Below are 22620 nucleotides of genomic sequence, written 5' to 3' on the forward strand. Positions count from 1 at the left end.
GATCTGCATTCCTCAGCGCACCGGATCGCGGTAGCGGGCATCGTCTCTACGGAAAAGGTCTTCATCGAACTTGAAGCGCAGGCGGATGAAGCCGCCCTGCTGCGTGTACTCGTAACCGGTCAGGTCTTCGTCGCCGCGGAAACCGGTGGCGTTGTAGCCCACCGACAACCAGAGGTTCTGCCGCAGCAAGCGACCGACTTCCACACCAAAGGCATATTGGTTTGCGCCGTCCTGGCCACGGAAGGTCGAGGCCAGCACGCCGATGTCCCAGTTCTCGGTGATGTCGTACACCACGCGGCCCGACAGCAGCACTGCGTTGAAGTCGTCGTTCACGCGCCCGGTATCGGCGTAGAAGAAGCTGTCCTTCTGCCACTTCGCCGCCACGCGGCCGGTCAACCACCACGGCCGCGACGGATGCCAGTCGGCATGCGCGGAGATGATGTGCGCGCTGGTGCGGATGTCCTGGCCGGTGTCGGAGCCGAAGCCCGAACCGTCCATGCCGCTTTCGTCCTTCTCCAGCTTGTACTCGTAGCGGGCCAGCGCATTGATGCGGTTGGTATCGGTGTCGCGATACGCCGCGCCGATCTGGAACCGGTCCTGCAACACGTCGCCGCGTGCGGCGTATTCGGTGCGCAGCAAGTAGTTGCGCGCCAATATCGTCCAGTCGCGGTTGAGCTTGCGGGCGGCGAGGAACTGCAGCAGCGTGGTGTTGTAGCCCTCGTCTGTCGGCGTTTCCGTCACGTCATCGGAAATGCGGTGCTCCACGCGGATGGTGCCGCGCCACAGCGGATTGGCGCTGTAGTCCAGCGCCAGGCCAGCGCCGGTAGAATCGCCGACATCGCCGGAGATGACGTTGGTGTGCTCGAACGACGAGCTCAGGCGCATGCCTTCGCGGATGTCCCAGTTATTGCGTACGCCCGAAGCGGCCTGGATATCGCGGCCGCTGATCGCGTCACGCAAACGATATTCGGAGAACAACTGCGTGTCCTTGATGAAGCTGGTGTCCACGCCGAACGCCATGGTGTCGGCTTCGCGTCCATCCTGGGTCAGTCCGTTGACGCCGCTGATGCCGGTCTGCTTTTCGTAGCGGCCGTACAGGCGGCTGCGTTCGCGCAACTGATAGTCGGCACCCAACGCGATGCGGTTGCGGTCCTCGCCGTGGATGTCCTGCTCCACTTCGCCGCCCAGGCTCAGGCGATCGTTGGCACGGTAGCCGACGCCGAAACGCAGCATGTCGGATGACAACTCAGTGCCCACGGGCAAACCGCTGCCCACATCATTGGGGTTGCCGCTGCTGATGATCGGCAGGCCGGTCAGCGGATCCAGCGGTTGCTGGCCGTAGCCCAACACACCGCCGCCGGCACCGGTGGCGTATCCGCCGGACAGTCCGCCGAGATTGCCGTAGCCGCTGTTGGTCGCCCAGGTGTAGTAGGCACCGACGGTTTCGCGAATGGCGCGGTAGCCGAAGTCGAACGTCAACTTGTCGGTCGCCTTGAAACGCGTACCGACGCTGCCGGCATCGCGTTCGCCACCTTCCGGATTGCGGTCTTCGCTGCGCAGTCCTTCCGCGTACACCTCGAAGCGTTCATTGATGCGGTAGCGCGTGTTCAAGCTGTATTCGCCGCGGCCGCCGTACAGGGGCGAAGCAGGATTGTTGAATTCCGGATCGGAACGGCCCGCGAACAACTTGAAGTCCAGGTCCTTGCCGGCGTGGCCGAACTCCACCCGCCAGGCATCGCCTTCCACCAGGCCGCTGAGGCCTTCCAGCGCCGGCGTGCCGTACTGGTTGATGGAATTGGTGTTGACCTCGCTGCGCGTGCGCGCGGCTTCGGCCACCAGCCAGGTGTTGGGACCGAAGCGGTAGCCGACATTCGCACTGCCCATTTCGAATGCGGCGAACGGATTGCGGTCATCGACATAAGAACCGCCGATCTCGCCGTTCTCGCCCACGCGCAATTGCGCGTCCGCGCCCAGCACCAGGAATTTCTCGGTGCCCTGGTCCAGTTCGTAGGTGATGCGCAGCGAAACCGGATTCAGGTCGCTATCGAACGAAGGCAGGAAGCTGTTGAGCAGGATGCGGCCGGAGAACGGTTCGAAGCTGTAGTCCACCAACCGGCCCAGCGGCCGCACCGAGACGATGCGCGAGGGCTGATTGCGGTCGCGCACCACCACTTCGACGCGCTCGCTGCCTTCCAGCACTGCATTGTTGCGCAGGCCATACGGGCCGCTGCCGGAAGCCGGCAGCTCTTCGATCACCTGGCGCAGCGAATCCTCGATGGCGAAGACGTTGCCGCGTACGCGCTGGTTTTCGAAATGCCAGCCAAGGCCGGTGGCGGTGCGGTTGTAGGTGCCCAGTACGCGCTGCGAAGCGCGCTCACCGAAATCGACGCCGGTCTGCGTGCTGATGCTGTCGCCGGTCTGGAAGTCGCCGTACAGCAGATAGCTGCGGTCCTTGTCCACGCGCACGTACAGGCGTTCGGCCGAACGCGCGTCGAAGCCGCGCAGCGACGCGTCGCCATAGACCGGATAGAACTCTTCCGGCTGGATGTCCCGCAATAGACGGGCGCGGACTTCCTTGTCCGAGTCGTACGCTGCGGTCAGCAGGTACTCGCCCTTGATCTGGCCTTTGACGAAGAATGCGGCGCGCGCGGCACCGTTCGCCTTGCCATTGTTGAACTGTTTTTCCCAACGGCGGATTTCGCGCTCGAAGCCGTCGCCTTGCTGGGTTCCGTTGATCAGGTTGCCTTTGCGGCGGAAGTTGATGACGCCCTCGATCAAACCGGTGGCGATCATCTCGCGCATTTCCGGCACGAAGCCAACCACGCCTTCGGCGCTCTGTCCGCCGGAGGTCACGCGCAACAGCACATCCTGCGGATCGTGCGGGGCCAGCAGATCGAATTCGGCACGGCCATTGCGCACCGGCAACTGCACGCCCGGCGTGACCTTGTCGGCATCCAGGTGACCCGGACCGAGTTCGTCGGTGCGGCCGTCGGGCAGCTTGATGCGGCCGCCGGAGTTCTCGATGGTGGCGAACGCTTCGCCCGTCATCGGCTTGCCATCGGCACCGAACAATTGCACCACCACGTGCACCGGCGACTGGCCATCAGCCGGTGCGCCGTCGCGATCGACTTCCACCACCACGCGGTCGACGCCGGCGTTGACGCGATAGTCGACGTTGCCTGGTTGCGCATACAGCGCTTGCGAGCCGGTGTTCTGTGTTTGTGGCGATTGCGGGAACAGCGGCGTGCCCTGCCCCAGCACCGGCGTGAAGCGTTGATCGCCGGAGACGTTCTGCGCGGCGGCGTGCTGCACAATCGCGGGGGTTATCGCCAGCGACAGTGCCAACGCAAGCGGTGTAACGGAAAGACGAAGTGCGCGCATGGGCTTGGCTTTGATCAGGGAAGAAGTCGTCGAGGCGGTGCGGCTCATGGCTGCACCTCCTTGTCGCCTTCCTGTTCGGTGCCGGTCGGCCTCGGATCCACGATGGGACGCTGGTTGGCCGAGTCGGTGCCTTGCTGCGGCGCGCGCGGCGCCTTGCTTTCAAAGCGCAGCGGTTTCTGCCCCGCTTCGGTTTCCGGTGCGCGTATCTCGCCCTGCGTGCGGCGTGCCTTGACCTGTTCGATGACCGGGTTGGAACAGCTGCCCTCGATGAAGTCGGCGCGATGCAGCTCGCCATTCTTCAAGTCGATGAAGAGGCTGTCGGCGTCGCCCAGGTTGCGGTTGCTGCTGGTGGTCAGGCGCGAGCCGACCGGCAGCGTGGATGCATCCACCTTCAGCGTGTGGCTCTTCGGCGGCAGACCGCAGTAGCTGTACTTGCCTTCCGAATCGCTGATCAGCCAGGTGCCGTCCTCGAAGTACATGCGCACGCCGGGGATGCCGATCTCTTCTTTGTCCTGCACATGGTTGACGTTGCAGTCCACGAAGATCTTGCCCAACACGCAACCTTCGTCGGTGAACACACCACCGCTGACGATCACGCGGTACTCGGCGGGGTTGGACGCCACCACGCCGCCGTTGGTGTACGGAAGCAGCGTGTTCGGATCCACACAGCCACCGGCGATCGAACAACCATGCGCGCGAGCGCGGTTGATGCCGTCGCCTTGCTGGCTGCCTACACCGACACGGACACGATAGTTCAGTACCTTCTGTCCGCCGACGGCGAGCGAGCCGACATCGAACACCAGCGTCGGACCGGGCTTGCCGATCGGGTCGGCGATGCCGGCGCCATCCACGCGCGCAGTGCCTTCGATGAAGGTGAAGCCGTGCGGCAGGCGATCGATCACGTTCACCGTGCCCAGCGCCGCGCCCGCGGTCTGCCGGATGGTGATGGTGTAGACCATGCTGTCGCCCACTTCCACGGTCTTGCGGTCGCCGGTCTTGGTGATGACCAGCCCTGGCGCAACCTGTGGATCCAGCGGGATGTGGTTGTGGATGGGCGCAGCGGTGGCCGAACCCAGCGTCACTTCCAGGTAGTAGGTCGTCGCGGTACCGACCGGCGCGGTCGGCGCGGTCGCGTTCGTCTGCACCGGATAACTGATGCCCGGCGTGGACGGCGGCGTCAGCGGCGCGGTTTCCGCCGGGATCATCCCGGACTGGAAGCTGTAACCGGCTGGCGGCGTGACCGCGATCTGGAAGCGGCACGAAGCGGGCGCCGACGGCGACATCAGGAACTGATAGAAGCCTTCGGTACCCACCGTCATCGACGCGGACGTACCTTCGATACTGTAGCCGCCCAGACCCGCGTTGAGCAGATGCGCTTCCGGCGAGTAACCCGCGCAGGTGCCCACCGGCGTCAGTGTGACGCGCGAACCCGGCACTGGATTACGGGTGACGGCGTCATACACCACGCCGCCCGGACTCAGCGGCAAGCTCTGCTGCGGCAGGTTGGCGCCCGGCGCCAGGATCACCGCCAGGTGCGTGTTGCCGTCGTCGCCACTGCGGCAGGAACTGGCGGTGCCATTGTTGATCGCATTGGTGCCATCGCAAGGCGCGGGCGCGCCGCCAGCGGTTTCACCGCTCACGGGCCAGCCCCAGACCACGCCGGAAGACGGATCGCGGAAACGGATGTCCAACGGCACGCCGGGGATCAAATCCGGCACCGAGTAGCTGCCGTCCGGCGCGGTGGTGGTAGTCGCCACGACCTGGCCGTTGGCGTCCACCACTTCCACGGTCCAGTTGGGCAGGCGGCGGTCGCCACCGTCGATCAGGCCGATATCGCTGCCCTGGTCGAACCACACCGTGCCGGACACCGTAGCGGCCAGCTGCACGGGCGTGGGCAGACGACAGGCGTTCTGGGTGATCGCCGGATCGCAGACCGGCAAGTCGCCCGGGTTGCCTTCGAAGTTGGAGCGCTCCTGCGGCGTCGGCCGGCGGAACTCGTTCTCGCCGCCGCCTTCCACCAGCACGGCGTTGTCCACCGGCGAAGCGGCCACCGTCGAGGCGGCAACCCGCACACGCGCCACGATGGTGTCGGCAAGCGTCGCACCCGCGGCGATCACGCTGCTGGTGGCACAGCGGAAGCGGCTCTCGCCGATCGCGCCGGTGCAGATCCAGCCGTTGCCCGCGGGTGTTTCCGCCAGGGTCAGGCCCGCCGGCAAACGGTCTTCCACCACGTACTCGCCGCTGCTCGGCTGCTGCCCGATGTTGCGCACGCGGATCGTGTAGGTGCCGATGTTGTTGACAGTGAACGTGGTCGGCGTGGCGGTCTTGCTGACCACCAGGTCCGGCGAATCGCCGATCTCGCCGAAGTTGTTCTCCACCGATTCGCCACCGATGGGCAGCACGATCCCGCTGATCGCCGACGGCGTGGTATCCACCGGCGTGGCGGTGCCGGTGGTGGTACCACCGATGTTGCCCGCCGTGGTGATGCCGTTGAGTGTGTGTGGCGGCTGCGTGGGCTCGGTCACGGTGTAGGTGCCCGGGCGCAGATTCTCGAAGCGGTAACGGCCTTCGGCATCCGTGGGCACGGTCACGCTGACTGTTTCGCCGAGATCGTTGGTACCCGTCAGCACAATATCGACGGTAGTGATACCCGGCTCGTTGCTGTCGATGATGCCGTTGTTGTTGGCATCGTTATAAACACGCCCAGCAATCGAACCGACGGGAATCTCGCCGAAGTTGTTGTTGCTGGCTTCCTCGCCCACGCCCAGCGTGACGCTGCTGATCACCGAAGGCGTGGTGTTCGGTGCAGTGACATTGCCGCCACCGGTGCCGGCCACCGTGATGCCGTTGAGCGTGCCGGTCGGCTGCTCGGGCTCGGTAATGGTGTAGTTGCCCGGCGGCAGCTCGGTGAACGCGTAGTTGCCATCAGGCAGAGTGGTGGTTTCGCGCGTGACCGTGTTGCCGGCCAGGTCGGTGCCGGTCAGGCGCACGACGACGCTGCCGATGCCCACTTCCGTCGGGTCGATCACGCCATCGTTGTCGAGATCGCGCCACACGCGGCCGCTGATGGAACTGTTGAGCGGGATCTCGCCGAACAGGTTCTCCACCGATGCGCTGCCCGGCGTGGTCAGATCAATGGTGCTGATGACGCTGGGCACCGTGGTGATCGGCGTGGCTGTGCCGGACGAGGTGCCGCCGCTGCTTCCATTGATGATGCGGCCCGGCGTGGTGATGCCGTTGCTGGTACCGGTCGGCTGCGTGGGTTCGGTCACCGTGTAGGTGCCCGGACGCAAGCCTTCGAATTCGAAGTCGCCGTTGGCATCGGTGGTGGTGCTCAGCGATACCGATGCACCCGTATCGTCCGTACCGGTCAAGTTGATGGTCACGCCGGCGATGCCGGTTTCGCTGACGCCGGATTGCGCGCCGTCGTTGTTGCCGTCGAAGAACACGCGACCGGAGACGGACACACCCAGTGTTTCGCCGAAGTTGTTCTGTACCGACGCCGCTCCCGCCGGCAGCACGATGCCCGATACCGCACTGGGTACCGTGGCGACAGGCGTGGCGATGCCGGTAGCCGTACCACCGATGTTGCCCGCAAGCGTGGTGCCGTTGAGCGTGGTCACGCCGCCGACGACCGGCTGCGCGACTTGCTCGGTCACGGTGTAGTTGCCGGCCAGCAGATCGTCGAAGCGATAGTCGCCGTTCGCGTCGGTCACCGCGGCGGCGACCGGATTGCCCAGCGCATCCACGGTACCCGCAGGCAGGCTGACGCTGACGCCGGCAATGCCGTTCTCGCCTGCATCGCGCACGCCGTCGTTGTCGGCATCCAGCCAGACGTTGCCAGTAATAGAACCAGCCAGTTCGCCGAAATTGTTTTCGGTGGAACCGCTCGCCGGCAGGTTGGTCACCGTGATGGTGTTGGTGGTGTTCTCCTGGCCATCGGCCAAGCCGGTCGGCTGGGTTTCTACGATGCGATAGTCCTGGCCAGTGATCGCGCCGCCATAGCTGTAGTCGCCGTTGGCGTCGGTGGTCAGCGTGACCGGCGGCAGATCGTCGCCGGTGCCGAACACGCCATCCGGGCCCGCACCTTGGATGACGACCGTTACGCCAGGAATGCCGGGTTCGCCGCCGTCCTGATCTCCGTCGTCATTGCGGTCCAGGTAGACCGTGCCGCTGATGTTGGTGTTGGCCAATTCGCCGAACAGATAACCGGCGGCCTGCTGGCCCGCGCTGATCGCGATGCCGTCGATGATGTTCGACGTGGCCGCACTGCCCGGCGTGGTCGCATTGCCCGGCGTATGGCGGCCGTCGATATAGCCGACCGGTTGGGTTTCGGTGATGGTGTAGAACGTGCCCGCCTGCGGTGGCAGCAGATCATTGAACACGTAGGCGCCAGCCGCGTTGGTCTGCACAGCGACGTTCACCGGATTGCCCAGTACATCGGTACCGGTCAGCGTCACCGTCGCATTCGCGATGGGGTTTTCGCCGGTATCGAACGCGCCGTTGTTGTTATTCGCCGCGGTCGTGGAGAAGTCCTCGAATACCGCGCCGGCGATGGAGCCCAGCACTTCACCGAAGTCATGCCCGGTCGAACCTGCCACGGGCAGATTGGCAACGTTGATGACGTTGGAGGTGTTTTCCGTACCGTCGGCATAGCCATCTGGCTGCGCTTCGGTGACGCGATAGTTCTGGCCGACCACCAGGTCGGTGAACTGATATGCACCGTTGGCGCCCGTTTGAATGGTGACAGGAGCCGGATCGTCGCCATCGCCGAACGTACCGTTGGCGCCCGCGCCGGTCAGCGTCACGCTGACACCTTGCAAGCCGCCGTTAGGCTGCGAGTTGACGCTGCCGGCATCGGCACCGTCGAAATCACCGTTGCGATTGCGGTCCAGGTAGACGCTGCCGGAAATGGCGGAGATAGCGTCTTCGCCGAAGTTGAAGACAGTACCGTCCAAACCAGCGCCCAGATCGATGCTGGCGATGCGATCGGTGGTGGCGGCATCGCCGCTCACGCCGGTGCCGGGAGTACAGCCGGTAGCGCAGGGCGCGCCGCCGATCTGCCCAGGATTCACCGCCGTCGGCCGATTCCGGTAATTGCCGGTCGGCAATACTTCGCGCAGCGTATAGAGGATCAGCGGGTCGAGATTGGTGAAGCTGTAGGCGCCGCTCGCATCGGTGGTGGCCGTGGTGATCACGGTGCCGGTGACGGCGTTCAGCAGTTCGACGGTGGCGCCGGCAATGGCGGCGTCCGCACCGGCATCGCGCACATTGTTGAAGTTGCCGTCGACGTAGACGAAACCCGACAACGAAGGATTGCGCACTTCCGGGAAGTTGTAGCGCACGCCGGTATCGGCGGCGCCCACCGCAATGGCGCTGTACACCGAGTTCGGCGAACCCACCGCGTAGGTGCCGCCCAACGATGGCGCATCGCCGCCGGCGGCAGGCGGATTCACCGGACCGTTGCGATAGGTGCTCGGCTGCGTCTCCGTCAGCGTGTAGCCGGAAGCATTCGCCGGCGACAGATTGTTGAAGCTGTAGGTGCCGTCGGCAGCGGTCGTCGTGGTGCGATTCACCGCGTTGCCGTAAGCATCGGTACCCGTCAGGGTGATGGTCACGCCGGCGATGCCGGGTTCCGCTGCAGCAGACTGACGGATACCACCATTCGCGCCCGCACGATCGCGATCTTCGAACACCACGCCCGCGATGGAAGACCTAGTCACGGTCAACGGCACGGTAACGGTGTTGTTGGGCGGAGTGGGATCGACCTGCTCGGTGGTTACCGCAGCGGTGTTGTTGCTGGTACCGCCACTGGGATAGGAGTTCCAGACCGCCGGCACGATGATGCGCACGCGGCCGCTGACGGTGACGTCGCCCAGGTTGCAGGTGACAGTGCTACCGGCTTGGGTACACGTGCCGGTGCCGTTGGGCACTTCGTCGCCGCCGGGATCCGGGCCGACCTTCCGCCAGCTGATAGGACCGGTAATGACCACACCGGCCGGCAGCGTATCGGTGACGACAGTACCCGTGCCGTTGAGCGGACCGTTGCCGGTGCGGTCGCGCGACAGACTGGCACCGGGACCGTTGTTGACGCCATCGATGACGTAGTAGAACGGCTGGCGCAGCGCAACGCTGGTCACCGTAGTCGGCAACGCCGCATTCGGGTCGTTGTCCGGCGTCAGCACCACCATGGTCTTGGCCACGCCCATGTCGGCGCGGGCACGGATGGTGGTTTCCTGGTTGGCGATGTTGTTGGCGGCGTTGGTGTCGGTTTCCGCCGAGCTGGCGGTAACCGAATTGGCCAGCGTATCGCCCGAGGCACCCGGCGCCGTCTCGTATTGGAAGCGCAAGTACAGCGTGCTGGTCTGTCCGGAGGCCACCATGCCCGGTTGGTTGGGCGAAAAGCCCGCGCCCGGCATCTGGCAGTCCAGCGTCATCGGTACACCGGCAGTGGGGTTGCTGCCCGCAGTAACGGTACAGGCGGCCTCCACGAACGGCCCGCCAGTCGTCGCCGATGCGCCGACGTAGCGCACCGTCCGCCCAGCGAACGGCGTGATGGTGTCGCTGATGCGAACGTTGCTGGCGACCGAGGGGCCGTTGTTGAGCACGGTCACCCGATAGGTGATCGCGTTGAGCGCCAGGTTGGTGGCGTCGTAGCCCAGCGGATCCACGCCGCCCGCAAATCCGGTATCCACCTTGTTGGTGATCAGGTCCACGCTACCGCTGCCGAACGGCAACGATGCGCTGCGCTCGTCGTCGGCAGCGCTGGTGTCGGTGTTGTAGTCGAAGCTGCCGTTGGCGTCGCTGCCGGTCGCCGGATCAGCGGTGCCATCGTTGTTGCGATCGAAGAAGAAGTCGGCGGTGTTGTTGAACACGCGACCGGTGTTGCCCGAATTGACGTTCGGGCGGATCACCACGGTCAGGCTTTCGGTTTGATCGTTCGTCAGCGACAACGGCGTGCAGGTGATCGTCACCTGTGCCGTTCCGGCGGTCGGATTCGCGTACGAGGTGCCGCCCGCCGCTGGCGAAGTGGTTACACCAGCGCCAGGGGTCGCCGTACATGCGGTGCTACCGCCGCCGGTGCGGTTAGCCGAGATAAGCACGAAGCCGGTATCGTCCGCAGGCAGCGTGAACACGTCGCGGAACACCACGCCAGGCACGGTGGACGGACCCTGATTGCGGAACGACATCTGATAGGTGGTGTTGACGCCGGCCTGACCGGTAGCGCCGGAGGTGATGTTCTTCGCCGTGGTCTGCACGTTGGCGACGCGGTCGATCTGTATCCAGTCCGACGCGCTGTTGTTGCTGGTGTCGATTTCGCCGACCGAACCGGCGACGTTGGCATCGATACCGACGCCCGCGGTATTACAGAACGCGTTGTTGGTGGCGACGCCGCCGCAGGTGCCTGCGCCCAGGCCAGCGCTGTCGAACAATGCGCGATTTACCGTCAGCACGATCGTCGCACTGGCACCGCTAGCCAGCGCGGTGGTGCCGGAACGGCAGATCACCGAGGCGCCGGTGGTGCAGGTCCAACCTGCCGGCACGGTCGTGGCCGACACCGTGGTGCGGCTGGCGACGAAGCCGGGGATCGCATCGTTGACCACTACGCCGGTGGTGCTGTCCGGACCGTTGTTGGTGGCCGTCAGCGTGTAGGTCAGCGTGGTGCCGTTGGCAGGCAACACGTTGTCGGCCGTGCCCGGGCCATTGGTCTGCTTGGCGATGGTGAGATCGGCGCGTTCGTCCGTGGTGCGAGTGCCGTCGCCGTTGCAGTCGTTGTCGGTTTCCGGGTCGCTGTTGAGACCACCGGCAGTCAAGGGCTCGATGGAACCGCCGCTACCGCCGGTGCAGGCGGTGTTGGTCAGAGCGCCGGCCGCGCGTGCGCGCGAGATGATCTGCAACTGCGGCGCGTTGTTGTTCACCGCCAACGGCAGCGACCCGGCATTGAGATCGCAAGTGACGCGCTGGCGCGCCGGCGGTACGGCGTAAGGATTGTTGACCGTACAGGTCCAAGGCCCGGAAGAGGAAACGAACTCTTCGCCCGCAGCAAGTTCGTCGACCACCTGTACCTGGCCGCTGGCCGCGCGCGGCCCCAGGTTGCGCACAACAATCGTCGAGGTCATGCGGCTGTCGGCATCGCTGCCGATGCCGTCCCACACTGCTATCAGGTCCGGCGTTTTGGACTTGGTCAACGACAGATCGGCGCCGTCGGCCAATACGGTGAAAGTGACGCTACCGTTGTTGTTGTTGGTACCCAGCGTCGGACCATTGGGATCCGGCGTGGTCGAGGTGATGGTGGCGGTGTTGGTGACATCGCCGCTGCTGTTGGCGCCCGATGCGGGCACGGTTGCCACGATGGTGAACGTGTCCACCGCACCATTGGCGAACGCCGTGTTACGCGAACACGTACGCGCCGTATCGGTGCCATTGTTGGTACAGGTCCAGCCAGCCGGCTGCGTGCCGCCGGTGATGACGAAGCCGGCCGGCAGCGTATCGGTGAAGCTGGCGTCTTGGGCGTTGCTGGGCCCCAGGTTGCGTGCGACCAAAGTGAAAGTCACTGGCTGCCCGGAAACCGCCGGCGCCGGCGCGGCCGATTTGCTCAACGTCAGATCCGCGCCTGCGGTCACCGCGGTGGTGACTTGGGCGCTGTCGTTGGCGGGATTCGGATCTGCGGTGCCGATACCCGAAACCGTCGCGCCATTGATGACGTTGCCCGTGCCAGCGTTGACCCGCGCGCGGAAGGTGAAGCTGCTGCTGGCGCCAACGCCCAAGGTGCCGGCATGCGTTGCGGTCATGGTGCCGCTGTTGAACGTCCAACCGCTGCCGGAGAAGCTGCTGGCCACGTACGAAGTGGCAGCCGGCAGCGTGTCCACTACCTGGAAGTTGGTCGATACGCTGGGACCGGTGTTGGTAACGGTCAGCGTATAGGTGATTTCCGCACCGCCCACCACAGGATCGGGCGTCGCAGTCTTTTCCAGGCGCAGGTCGCCGGCGTTGGTCAGCGTGGTCGCTTCGACGCGGGTGTTGTTGGCGGTGTTGGTGTCGCCAACGAAGAACGGATCGGCCGGAGTCAGGCTGGCGATCGGCGTGGAAGCAGGTGGAACTGCGTTGCCGAAACCAATCGCGCCGCGCACGGTAACGGTCGCTGGCGTCTGACCGGCGGTGTTGACGCCGATCTGGAACGTGGACGAGTTGCCGGTAGGTGACGTGCCGTCCAACGTGCCGTTGTTACAGACGATGCGTGTAGGTGTACCGGCGTCGGCCGCACAGTATCCCGGCAAGGTGCCGGCGGTGGTCCCTGCCGGCAGATCGAAGATGGTCACCGTGTTGTTGACGACGTCGACCGCACCGTTTTCGATGGTGATGCTGTAGATCACCTGGCCGCCAGCGGGCGTGGGATCGTACCCGGTGTCGGACAGGTCGGTGATCTGCAAGTCGGCGGCGAACGCCAGCGTTGGCACCATCAGCAACAGCGCGGATGCGGTCAGTCGCCGCAATGTCGTACGCCAACCGTGCCGAGTGTTCCCTGCGGTGCAACGCGTCGGCGAGGTGCCGGATGCAGCGCTTTTCATTCGGCCAAGCGAATACGAATCAACCTTGCCAGCAATCATTGCCGGCTCAACTTGCATGCACACTGGACTTTCCCCTGTTCCCGTATCGCGATCCAACACAGATCGCGTAGCTGCTTTGATGCAGGCTTTTCCCCACCGCGGGTAGTTACCGCGGATGAGGACCATTCGTGAGCCAAGGCACAGTGCACACCGTGGTATGCATGTACGATCGACTATGGGAACGGCCCCAGCCTGCTAACAGCGGGCGGGATTATGGGAGCCGGAAAATAAAAGTGCAGTTCCGAATGCTCTCGAAAACTCTCACTCGCTTACGAGCAGCGATTTCACACGAGAGCTTTTCGTATCAACCACTTACTCGTTGCGTCAAAAATCCGTCGCCATCTCGTTGTGTGTCGATGCTCTTCAACGGCCGCATCGCTGGCATTGATCGACGTGCTGTCTTCTCAAGTGCAAGGCACTGAATACCGGCATCCACAAGCGTCGTTTGCCAGCCATTGAGCCGGATAGAAACAGGGTTCGTATCGACCACTTCGCTCGCGGCGTCAAAAATCCGTCGCCATCACGGCGTAGGCCGGAAGCATTCTTCAATGGTCAAGTAGCAGAAAAAAAGACTGCTGGCGTTATGCGCAGCGAAGCGAGATTTCTTTTCTTTTTTGTTCCGGGAGAAAAGCGAACACCCACAATCACCCTTTGACCAGCGACTTTTACCGCCAACTGCTACCGGACACGACGTTACTGCGAGCCATCGCCGTCGGTGAACAGATACCCCACACCGCGCACGGCGCGAATAGGCAGCGTCAGGCCGGTGGCGGTTTTTACCCGCGTGCGTAATCGATGCACCAGCACTTCCAGGCGGTGCGGATCGAATTCCCAAGGTTTGTCGGTGAGTTCGCTGATCAGCGTTTCGCGTGCGACGGGTTGCCCGGGGTTGGCGAACAAAGGTTGGAGAAACGCACGCTCGGCTTCCGCCAGTGCGATTTCTTCTCCGTGTGGCGGGCTCAACGTCCATCCGCTCGCGACCAGCGACCAGCTGCCGTTCTTCTTGCTGGTGGCCGGGACCTTGGCCGAGGCGAGCCGGCGTTGCAAGCTGGTGACCGCTGACGCCAGCACGTCCAGGTCCACCGGCTTTATCAGATAGAGATCGGCGCCGGTATCGAAGCCGCGCGCCATATCCCCGGCATCACCGCGCGCGGTCAGCATGATGATGCCGACGGAGGACATCTGCCGCAGATGTCGGGCCACCGAATAGCCGTCTTCGCCGGGCAAGCCGACGTCCAGTACCACGATATGGCACCGCCTTATCGACAGGTACCGATAGAGCGCTTCGGCACTGTCCATTCCCACCACCGCAAACCCGCGGCTGGAAAGATCGGAAACCATCAGTTCCCGGAACTCTTCATCGTCCTCGACGACGGCGATCTGATCGAGTTCCGATCGCGTTGCCTGCATCAATTTTTCAACCTTCGGTGGGGGAATCCAACCGCGCAAACAATTCCATGCGCACTGTGACGACAGTAACAGTCTACCTATCTCGGGGGTGGGTGAATCAAGTTGCCTGGCATCGGGCTTGGCAAAAGCAAACCCGCGTGACGCTGGGCAGGCGATCCGTCGTGGGACGTACTGCGGCAACGTTAAGGGTTATTTGTGCGAGACGGTACCCTTCTTTTGCGAAGGAGCCGTGAATTTCCGCCAATAACGCACTGACGGAGTTACGCCTGCGTTTCGGAACGGCGTTACATCGCGTTACATGGCTGTTCCTCTCACTTGCTCACGCTCGGGATCAGGCTGCGGCTGCCGACAGGAGAGCCAGGGCGCCGATTGCCTCACATGGGGATCTCAGCTCTGCAGTAAAGCGGCACCCAGAAGCCCTAAGCCCGCCTACCTGCCCGCAGGCATATCCCAAAGAACCGGATCAAATCCCAGCTATAGCGCTTGAGCAGTCGACGCGGTTCGCGCGATAACCGGAACAGCCATTCCAGGTGCACGGTCCGCACCCATTCGGGCGCACGCTTCGCGCTGCCGGACAGGAAATCCAGCAACGCGCCCACGCCGAACATCACCGGAGCATCGACGGCATCGCAATGGTCCAGGATCCAGGCTTCCTGCTTCGGGTTGCCGAAGGCGACCAGCACGATATCCGCACGTGATTCGTTGATCCGCCGTATCAGATCGTCGCCAGCCGCTGCGTACTCACCATAGCCATCGCAGGTCCCCACCACTTGCTGACCCAGCCCATCGGCCAACTGCCGCGCGGCTTTTTCGGCAACGCCGGGACGGCCGCCCAACAGAAAGAAACGCAACGGCCGCGGACTGCGGCTGCAGAGATAGGGGATGAAATCTGTGCCGTTGAGATTTTCGGCAAACCGCCGTTGGTGAATCAACAATGCCGCCAAGTCCATGCCGATGCCATCGTTCACGATGCACACCGAAGGCCGTTGCAACCGCGGTATCAGCGGTCGGCATTCGACGATGAAGTTGGTATTGGCAAAAAACACCTGGAGCTTGCCGCCCTGCTCGCAGGCGTCGGCCACCCTGGCTTCCAACGTTTCGCGCGGTAGCGAATAAACGCTGTAACCGCCCAGGAACAGCGCCCGCGCCGCATCGGGCACGTGGCTCAGCACGCGCGGCTCAGCGGCATTATTCGACGAAACTTCACCATAGTTCATAAGGAAAAGCCTGCATCAATGACGTCTGGATACGCTCCAGATCGAAGCGCGCGTTGCCGCCCAGGTCCAGGCATTCTTCGACGGAACGACCCGAGTGCCATTTCTCCCGCCCGGTGCCCTGGTAGTAGTCGTCGTACTTGAACTGGTGTTCGCCGTTGCCGCTGTCCAGATACACCGCCGGGATGCCATAGGCTTCGGCCAGGATCACGCCGTGCAAGGAACTGGACACCACCTTTTCCGCGCCCAGCAAGGCAGCCACGAACGCGAGCGGCTTGGCCGTCGGCAGCACCAGCTGTTGCCGGTAGGCGGCGTACTTTTCTGGCGACTCGTTGAAATGCGGTATGACCACGAAGGGATGCCGCTTCGCCGTATCGATCAGTTCCTTGCGAAACAGCAACGGCATCAGCAACGCGGGATCGCCGTACACCTCCGGGACCTGTATGCCGCGTTCCATCAGCGTCTGGCGAGTCAACGGGCCACGCACGGCGCGCACATCCAGATCGCGAAAACGGTGCTGCGCCGGGGGAATCTTGCCGTTGATGCCGCTGCCCCAGACGGTTTCGCCGTCGCGAGCGTTGTGCAGCACCGAACCGATGGCGAACAGGCGCCGGCTCTTGTCGCGCTTTTCCAGCAGGTCCAGATCGCGCAGAGCAAGCATCGCCACCACCGTCACCTTGGACAGGTAGTCGCCAACATTGACTTCGCCATTCTTCGGCTGCCACCAATACAGCGCACGCCGCTGTTCGCGATCCAGCCAGGTTTCGAGTAAGGACAAGCGGATTCTCCTGATAGATGCGGCACTCAACGAGTTGAGTGCCTTCCTTTTCCCCTCGCAATGCGGGGGGCGAGGATGGGCGGTTTGCGCGGCACTGCCGCGCAGGCCATCCGAACGCTCGGCGTGCTGCGCCGAGCGGGACGGGCAAGGGTGGGGGAAATTGATTCGGCCGGTTTCAAACTGTTTTGTTCCGAATCAATTAGGCAATCGCGCCGGCGGGCGCAGTGGATGGTCGCCGTATGCCGATATCCGGCATGATTCGGGTTTCCGGATAGCGCTCCGGTGCGAGCAGTCGGTCCACCGTTTCGGACCAGCTCAAGGATTGGCGCGAACGAATCCGCGGTGCGGCCAGTGCCCCCTGGATTGCCGTAACGATCGATTCCTCATCGCCCGGCGTGTAACCGAACCGCGATGCATAGCGCCCGACGATGACGTGCGGACAGATGGCCGGCAGTGCGAAGAAATCGTATTGCAGCAACTTCAGCGAACTGTCTGCCAGGTACGCCGGAATGTTGGAAGACGCGTAGGGAGCGATGCCGAAACTGGCGTGCTTGATGTAGCGCAGCGTCTGCGCATGCGGCATCTCGCCGTACACCTTCACGTTGTCGCCGTATTCCGGCATCGGCCCGTGTCCCGATCCGATCACATGAAACGTCACCTGTGGAAACGCCCGGCTGGCAGTGGCGATAGCGCTGGGATCGAACAGCATCGACCCCACCGACACTGCGTGCAGTCCCGCGCCATAGGGCGACGGATCGGCGAGAGTGTCGATGGCCGGATCGATGCCGTGTCCGATGTGATAGACGTTGTGCCGGCTCGCCACTTCATCGGCCATGGCCGGTGATACCAGCGCGATCGCATCCATGCCGGCGGCCACGCGCGCGAAGCTGCGCTCTACGTATGCGGCTGTATCGATGGCACTCAGGCTGTCGGAAGCGCGGTAGATCAGCCGCGCGGACGGGTTGATCTCCCTGGCGAGTTCGACGAAGACGACGGCGGTGCCGCTCTCGAAGATGATCACTTCCGCTTCGCGCATCCATTTCACCAGCACCGGCGGCGCTTGCCGCACATACCACGCGAACATCAACTGCTCCAGCGGACGCAACCAGGGGCGGCGGGTGTTGAACGGATGCAGCGCGGTCTTCCACAGGAAACATTCGACGCCGCCATGGCGCTCCATCGTGTTGGCGCGAGCGTCCAGGAAGAGCCGATTGTCTTTTTTCCAGCGCGACAGGCCACTGTAGCGAAGCGAGAAAAACCGCGCCTGCCCGCGCTTGACCAGTTCATCGGTAACGAAATGGATATTGGCACGGCGCGGCGTGCGGTAATCGTGCGCCGACAACACCAGGAAGCGACTGGGTTCCGTACCAGGCACGGTGTCGTCGGCGGACTGCGCTTTCGAGGATTCGATCATCGTTTCAACTCCATTGCTTTGGCGCTCCCAAAGAACGTGCGGGTATGCAGGATGTCGACGACATCGCGCCGGAACGCCGGCCACACTGCGCACAGCACCGCGAAGGCGACAACGGCAGCGGCAATCCCAATGCCCAACTGCAGGGACAGCGATGCCGCGGCGAACTGCGCGGATGCCGTATATGAGGCGAATGCACACAGGCCATATCCCGCCATGGCACGCAAGCCATTGATCAGCATCTGGCGCACCGGCGCATCCGATACGCGGGACAGCCACCACAGCACCAGTGGCCACGACAACGCCAATCCGCAGGCATAGCCGGTGGCGACGCCCAGCACACCCCATTGCGAACCGATGGCGATACAGGCGATCACCAGCGTGCGGCTGACGATCGCGTAGTACAGCTGCGGACCGGTCAGTCCTTTGGAAAGGAATACCCAGTACGCCGCGTAACCCGCGGCCTGGAAAACTCCGCCGACCACCAGTATCTGGAAGATCGGCACTGTCATCTCCCAGCGCTGGCCCAGCACCAGCAAGATCAACGGCGCGGCTTGCGCGCAAGCCATGGCGAAGATGGCGATGATGAAATGCATCAACGTGGCTTGGCCGCGCAGCAGGAATGCGGAATAGCGTTCGCGGTCGCCCTGAAGGCGCGACAGGATCGGCAGCGCCACGGTGGTGGCCGGCGCATTGAGCTGGGTCAACGGCATCATCAACAACGCGAATGCGCGGTTGTAATGGCCAAGCGGCGCAGGTCCCAGGCGGCTGCCAATGATGATCTGGCCGACGTTGGTGCTGAGATAGTTCAGCAGCTGCGACGCCATCAAGTTGCCGCCGAAGCGCAACAAGCCGCGCATGCCCGCGGTGCGTCGCGGCAGTCCCGGCAACCAACGTGTCGCCACCGCCATCATGACCAGGACGGTCGATGCCTGCACCAGCGCCTGTACCACCAGCGCCCAGTAGCCCCAGCCCAGCAATGCCGTCCCCACGGCAGCGGCAAGCCCCAACAGCTGACCGCCGACGTCGGCCAAGGCCAACGGACCAAAGCGCATGTCGCGATTGAGATGCGCGCGGAACTGCGTCGTCAAGCCGTTGAGCAGCAGCGTGACCGAAATCGCCTGGGAGATCGGGCGCAACAATGGTTCCCGATAGAAGTCGGCGATGGCCCCGGCGCCCAGGAAAACGGCGGACGCCAGCAGCAGGCCGATACCCGAATTGATCCAGAACAGGTTGGCGCGCTGCTCGCGGGTGAGGTTCTTGGCTTGTATGGCGGCCGAAGAAAGCCCGAAATCGCGCAGCACTTCGCCCACGCCGACAATCGCCACGACCATCGCCACCAGACCATAGTCGCGTGGCGTCAGCAGCCGGGCCAGCAGCACGATGCCACCAAACTGCACTGCGATCTTCGCCACCTGGCTGCCCATGGTCACCAGTGCACCGCTCGCGGCCAGGCGGGCCAGCGATGGCGGTGCGCTGCCTGCAATCTCGCTCGGCTTCTCTATCGCCATGGCTCAGGCCTTGTCCGTCATGGCGCGCAACGCCGACAGATAAGTGCGGTAGTGCCTCTCTCCGAGCGCCGGCCAATCACGCCGGGACAGATCGGGTGCGGCGGCGGCGCTCTCGAACCGGGAACGCAGGACGCCGGACAGCGTTTGCGCGTCCAGGCCTCCGTCGAACAGGCGCACCCATTGCGATCCGACCTCTTCGGCAATGGCCACGTTCGCGTCGGTACGCGGCACCAGGACCGGGCGCGATAACGACAACGCCAGCAGCAACGCACCGGAGTTCTGCATTTGCCGATAGGGCAACACGACCCACTGGGCTTCGCCGATTTCACGCGCCAGCACGTCGTCGCCCACGTATTCCAGTCGCGCACTGATACGTGGGTCCGCCAGGCAGGCGTCCTCCACCGTCTGACGCATGGCGGGCGTGTTTGGGTTGCCGACGATGCGCAAGGTGGCGGATGACTCAGGCATGCCACGAAATGCCTCGATCAACGTCTCCACGCCTTTGTAGGGGCGGATCAATCCGAAATAGAGCACCCGCCCCGGTACGCTGGCGGGAACCGTTCGCGTGGCGAACCAATCGCGGTAGTGGCCATGCAGGATGGTGTCGGTTGCCGGATCGGCGTCTGGCGCAGCGTCGTTGATCCTGATCCGCCTTGTCGTCAGGCGATCCAGCCAGTTCAACAACAGGCGTTCGATCGGACCGCCCTGCTCATGCGGACGTGCGTTGTGCAAAGTGCGCACGATCGGCACGCGCGTGACCCACAGGCGTAGCAGCAACAGGAACAAGCAGAATTTCTTCGCCAGGGTTCCCAGTGCCGTGGGATGGCGGATCAGGTATTCCGGCCAGTGCACATGGAAAAGGTCGTAGCGCGACAGCAACGCATCGCGTACCGAGAAGTATCTGACTTCCACGGTGTCAGGCAACGCGCGCAACAGCTGCACCAGATAGGGATTGGTGGTGTCGTCCGGCCGGCCGGTGGACTGCAGCACGACGAAACGTGGCTGGGATTGCTCTGCCATGGCGGAGGCGGCCGGCATCATTGCGATTGCCTGCGGGTGTCGGCGAATGCCTGTTGGTACTCGTCGACATAGCTGTCCACCACTTCGCGCCAGTCGTAGCGTTCGACGTGGCGCATGGCCCGTTCGCGCTGCGACAGGAAGACATCCGGGCCGATGTCGGCGAGCCGGCGGACCGCTTGCGCGGCGATGTCGGGCGCATCCGCATCCACCAGCGCGCCCAGTTTCGACTCCGCGTGCAGCTTCGCGTAGGGTGGAATCGCGCTGAGTATGGGAATCAAACCCGCGCTCATCGCTTCTATCGCCGCAATGCCGAAGCCTTCATGGCGCGACAGCGAAACGAAGTATTGAGCGCGCGACAACAGCCGGCCCAGCCTCGCCTGCGAGGGCGCGTGCTCGATCTCCACGTGTGCCTGCAGGCCGCGCGCGGCAATTTCCCGATCGATATCAGCGCGGCTGAGGTCGAATTCGCGACCGGCCACGATCAATCGCCAGGCCTTGTCTTCGGCGACCAGCCGTTGAAGCAGGTCGAGCGTTTCGGGGATGCCTTTGTTCACCGACCAACGGCCGATGCTGATGATGGTCTTGCCCGGTTCCTCCGCACCCTTCCCGGCGAATTTCTGGATATCGACACCGTTCTCGATCACGCGCAGGCGTTTGGCCGCAACCACTTCGGCAAACGTGTCGCCGTCGTTCTGGCTGGTAGCGACGATGCGCCGGTAGGCGCGCGCGGATGCACGGGTGATGCTGCCGAACCAAAGTTTTTTTAGCTTCGACGCGTACGCGGTGTGGAAGAAGCCGCCGTGGGTGGAGGCGATCATCGGCTTGCCATGGAGCACGCGTGTCATGGCCAGGTAGTCGTAGAAGAAGTCGATGCCATGCACGTGCACGACGTCGGCGCCTTGCAGGGCGCCCAGCACCTGCGGGCACAACGGGTATCGGGGGGATCCCGCGTACGCCAGGCGACGCACGGGCACGCCCTCGTGGACTTCCTGCGCATCCAGGCGTTTCCCGTCTTCGCGAAAAACCCGGTCCAACGTCAGCACTTCCACCTGGTCGCGGCCGGCTTCCAGATGCCGGCGGGCAATGTTCAGCACCACCTCTTCCATGCCACCCACGGAAGGATGGAACTGACGGACGACGTGCACGACCTTCATGCGCGGCCTCCCGCCAATACGTTGCTCGTCCCCATGCGTGGCGACCTGTTCATGCCGCCGCCCTCACGGGTTCGCCACGAACGCCGAGTGCCCATGGCGCATAGCGCAGGAACGCCCAGCGCATGGGTACGCACAGCGCGATCGAGACGATCGAGATTGAGATCGCCCAAGCCGCGCCAGGTTTGGTACCGGCGAGAAAGAGTCCCATTAGCGACGCAACGCCGGACAGGACGAAGAAAACCAGAATATGAGTGCATAGAATCAAGAGTGTGTTGCGGCCGATCCATCGCAGAACCGCAGATTGCGCCGCCAGAGGACCGGCCAGCAGGACCATCGATGTGCCGAGCACGCTTGCGGCAAGGAACTTCCACGCCGAGGCGCCAAAGCGCAGCTGGTTGATATCGACGCGGCCGTTGCTCCATGCCAATAGCAACCAGGGCACTGCCACCAGAACCGCTGCCGTGCAGCCCATCCGCACTGTTCGGGGCAACGCGGCACTTCTGCCGGCGACGGCGCCAATGGCGTAGAAAAGCAACGCCACCGGGAGAATATCCAGGGCGAAGGGCAGCCTCAGGCCGGTATCCGGAAAGCCCAGGATCCACGCCAGCGCCGGCGGCAGCGACAGCAGCGCGATCATCTCCGGCGGCAGTACGCGGCGCAGCAATTGGTACGCCAGCGTGGCCACGAACAACGCCGGCAGGAACCATAGCGCCGGGTGAACGTAAAGCTGCGATCCGATTCCGGTCAGCAGGCCAGTGAACGGATCCCACCAAGGCAACTGCCCCCAACGCAGCGCCTTTTCGCCGATGTTGCGCGTGAGCAGCCAGTAGGCGTAAGCGACGAGGAAGAAGAAGACGTAAGGCACCAGCAGAGTGCGTGTCGACGTATCCAGCCACTGACGCATGGTGTAGGCGTCGCGGTGGTGGGAGAGCCAGCCGGACAGCACGAAGAACAGCGGCACGTGAAAGCTGTAAGCCAACACGGTGAACCAGGGTGGTATGCCCTTGGCATGCCCCAATACCACCAGCACGATGGCCACGCCCTTGGCGGCGTCGATACGTGGGTTCCGGTCCGATTTCGCCGGGGCAACCACGCGATGGCGCTCCAGGACGATTTCCATATTCGACGCCATC

Annotated in this window: 10 protein-coding genes; all 10 read right to left on the reverse strand. The window is 63.8% G+C overall.

What is annotated here, in order from left to right:
• Nucleotides 1–12: 12 nt before the first annotated feature.
• The 10 genes from AADW18_RS17785 to AADW18_RS17830 all read right to left on the reverse strand — a co-directional run bounded on the left by AADW18_RS17785 (nt 13) and on the right by AADW18_RS17830 (nt 22619).
• Nucleotides 13–3429, reverse strand: coding sequence for a hypothetical protein (locus AADW18_RS17785; protein ID WP_337344737.1), 3417 nt, complete (start codon nt 3427–3429; stop codon nt 13–15).
• On the reverse strand, nt 3426–12950 hold the full coding sequence (locus tag AADW18_RS17790; protein ID WP_337344738.1) for an SdrD B-like domain-containing protein: 9525 nt from the start codon (nt 12948–12950) through the stop codon (nt 3426–3428). Before AADW18_RS17790 ends, AADW18_RS17785 begins: the two co-directional genes overlap by 4 nt.
• A gap of 732 nt (nt 12951–13682) precedes the next feature.
• Nucleotides 13683–14399 (reverse strand): response regulator transcription factor, encoded by a 717-nt coding sequence (locus AADW18_RS17795; protein ID WP_337344739.1) that lies wholly within the window; start codon nt 14397–14399, stop codon nt 13683–13685.
• A 419-nt stretch (nt 14400–14818) separates the two neighbouring features.
• Nucleotides 14819–15616: a WecB/TagA/CpsF family glycosyltransferase gene (locus AADW18_RS17800; RefSeq protein ID WP_337344740.1), complete on the reverse strand. Its 798-nt coding sequence runs from the start codon at nt 15614–15616 to the stop codon at nt 14819–14821.
• The gene (locus AADW18_RS17805; protein WP_337344760.1) at nt 15603–16397 is read right to left on the reverse strand and encodes a polysaccharide pyruvyl transferase family protein; all 795 of its coding nucleotides are present in this window, start codon (nt 16395–16397) and stop codon (nt 15603–15605) included. The genes AADW18_RS17800 and AADW18_RS17805 overlap by 14 nt, the downstream gene beginning before the upstream one ends.
• Before the next feature lie 193 nt (nt 16398–16590).
• A complete protein-coding gene (locus AADW18_RS17810) occupies nt 16591–17805 on the reverse strand; it encodes a glycosyltransferase family 1 protein (protein WP_337344741.1) in 1215 nt (404 codons plus the stop codon).
• A complete protein-coding gene (locus AADW18_RS17815) occupies nt 17802–19313 on the reverse strand; it encodes a lipopolysaccharide biosynthesis protein (protein WP_337344742.1) in 1512 nt (503 codons plus the stop codon). The genes AADW18_RS17810 and AADW18_RS17815 overlap by 4 nt, the downstream gene beginning before the upstream one ends.
• Before the next feature lie 3 nt (nt 19314–19316).
• Nucleotides 19317–20354, reverse strand: a complete 1038-nt coding sequence (locus AADW18_RS17820) for a glycosyltransferase (protein WP_337344743.1) — start codon at nt 20352–20354, stop codon at nt 19317–19319.
• A complete protein-coding gene (locus AADW18_RS17825; protein WP_337344744.1) occupies nt 20351–21487 on the reverse strand; it encodes a glycosyltransferase family 4 protein in 1137 nt (378 codons plus the stop codon). The genes AADW18_RS17820 and AADW18_RS17825 overlap by 4 nt, the downstream gene beginning before the upstream one ends.
• Before the next feature lie 49 nt (nt 21488–21536).
• On the reverse strand, nt 21537–22619 hold the full coding sequence (locus AADW18_RS17830) for an acyltransferase family protein (RefSeq protein ID WP_337344745.1): 1083 nt from the start codon (nt 22617–22619) through the stop codon (nt 21537–21539).
• Nucleotide 22620: the final 1 nt, after the last annotated feature.

The organism is Pseudoxanthomonas sp. CCNWLY206-1, assembly GCF_039710385.1.
In the GTDB taxonomy this organism is placed as follows: domain Bacteria; phylum Pseudomonadota; class Gammaproteobacteria; order Xanthomonadales; family Xanthomonadaceae; genus Pseudoxanthomonas_A.

What these genes read in the sequence shown, in the direction of transcription:
- AADW18_RS17790 (WP_337344738.1), bottom strand. Translation starts at nt 12,950, where the DNA reads ATGAAAAGCGCTGCATCCGGCACCTCGCCGACGCGTTGCACCGCAGGG.
- AADW18_RS17825 (WP_337344744.1), bottom strand. Translation starts at nt 21,487, where the DNA reads ATGAAGGTCGTGCACGTCGTCCGTCAGTTCCATCCTTCCGTGGGTGGC.
- AADW18_RS17815 (WP_337344742.1), bottom strand. Translation starts at nt 19,313, where the DNA reads ATGGCGATAGAGAAGCCGAGCGAGATTGCAGGCAGCGCACCGCCATCG.
- AADW18_RS17820 (WP_337344743.1), bottom strand. Translation starts at nt 20,354, where the DNA reads ATGATGCCGGCCGCCTCCGCCATGGCAGAGCAATCCCAGCCACGTTTC.
- AADW18_RS17795 (WP_337344739.1), bottom strand. Translation starts at nt 14,399, where the DNA reads ATGCAGGCAACGCGATCGGAACTCGATCAGATCGCCGTCGTCGAGGAC.
- AADW18_RS17785 (WP_337344737.1), bottom strand. Translation starts at nt 3,429, where the DNA reads ATGAGCCGCACCGCCTCGACGACTTCTTCCCTGATCAAAGCCAAGCCC.
- AADW18_RS17810 (WP_337344741.1), bottom strand. Translation starts at nt 17,805, where the DNA reads ATGATCGAATCCTCGAAAGCGCAGTCCGCCGACGACACCGTGCCTGGT.
- AADW18_RS17800 (WP_337344740.1), bottom strand. Translation starts at nt 15,616, where the DNA reads ATGAACTATGGTGAAGTTTCGTCGAATAATGCCGCTGAGCCGCGCGTG.
- AADW18_RS17830 (WP_337344745.1), bottom strand. Translation starts at nt 22,619, where the DNA reads ATGGCGTCGAATATGGAAATCGTCCTGGAGCGCCATCGCGTGGTTGCC.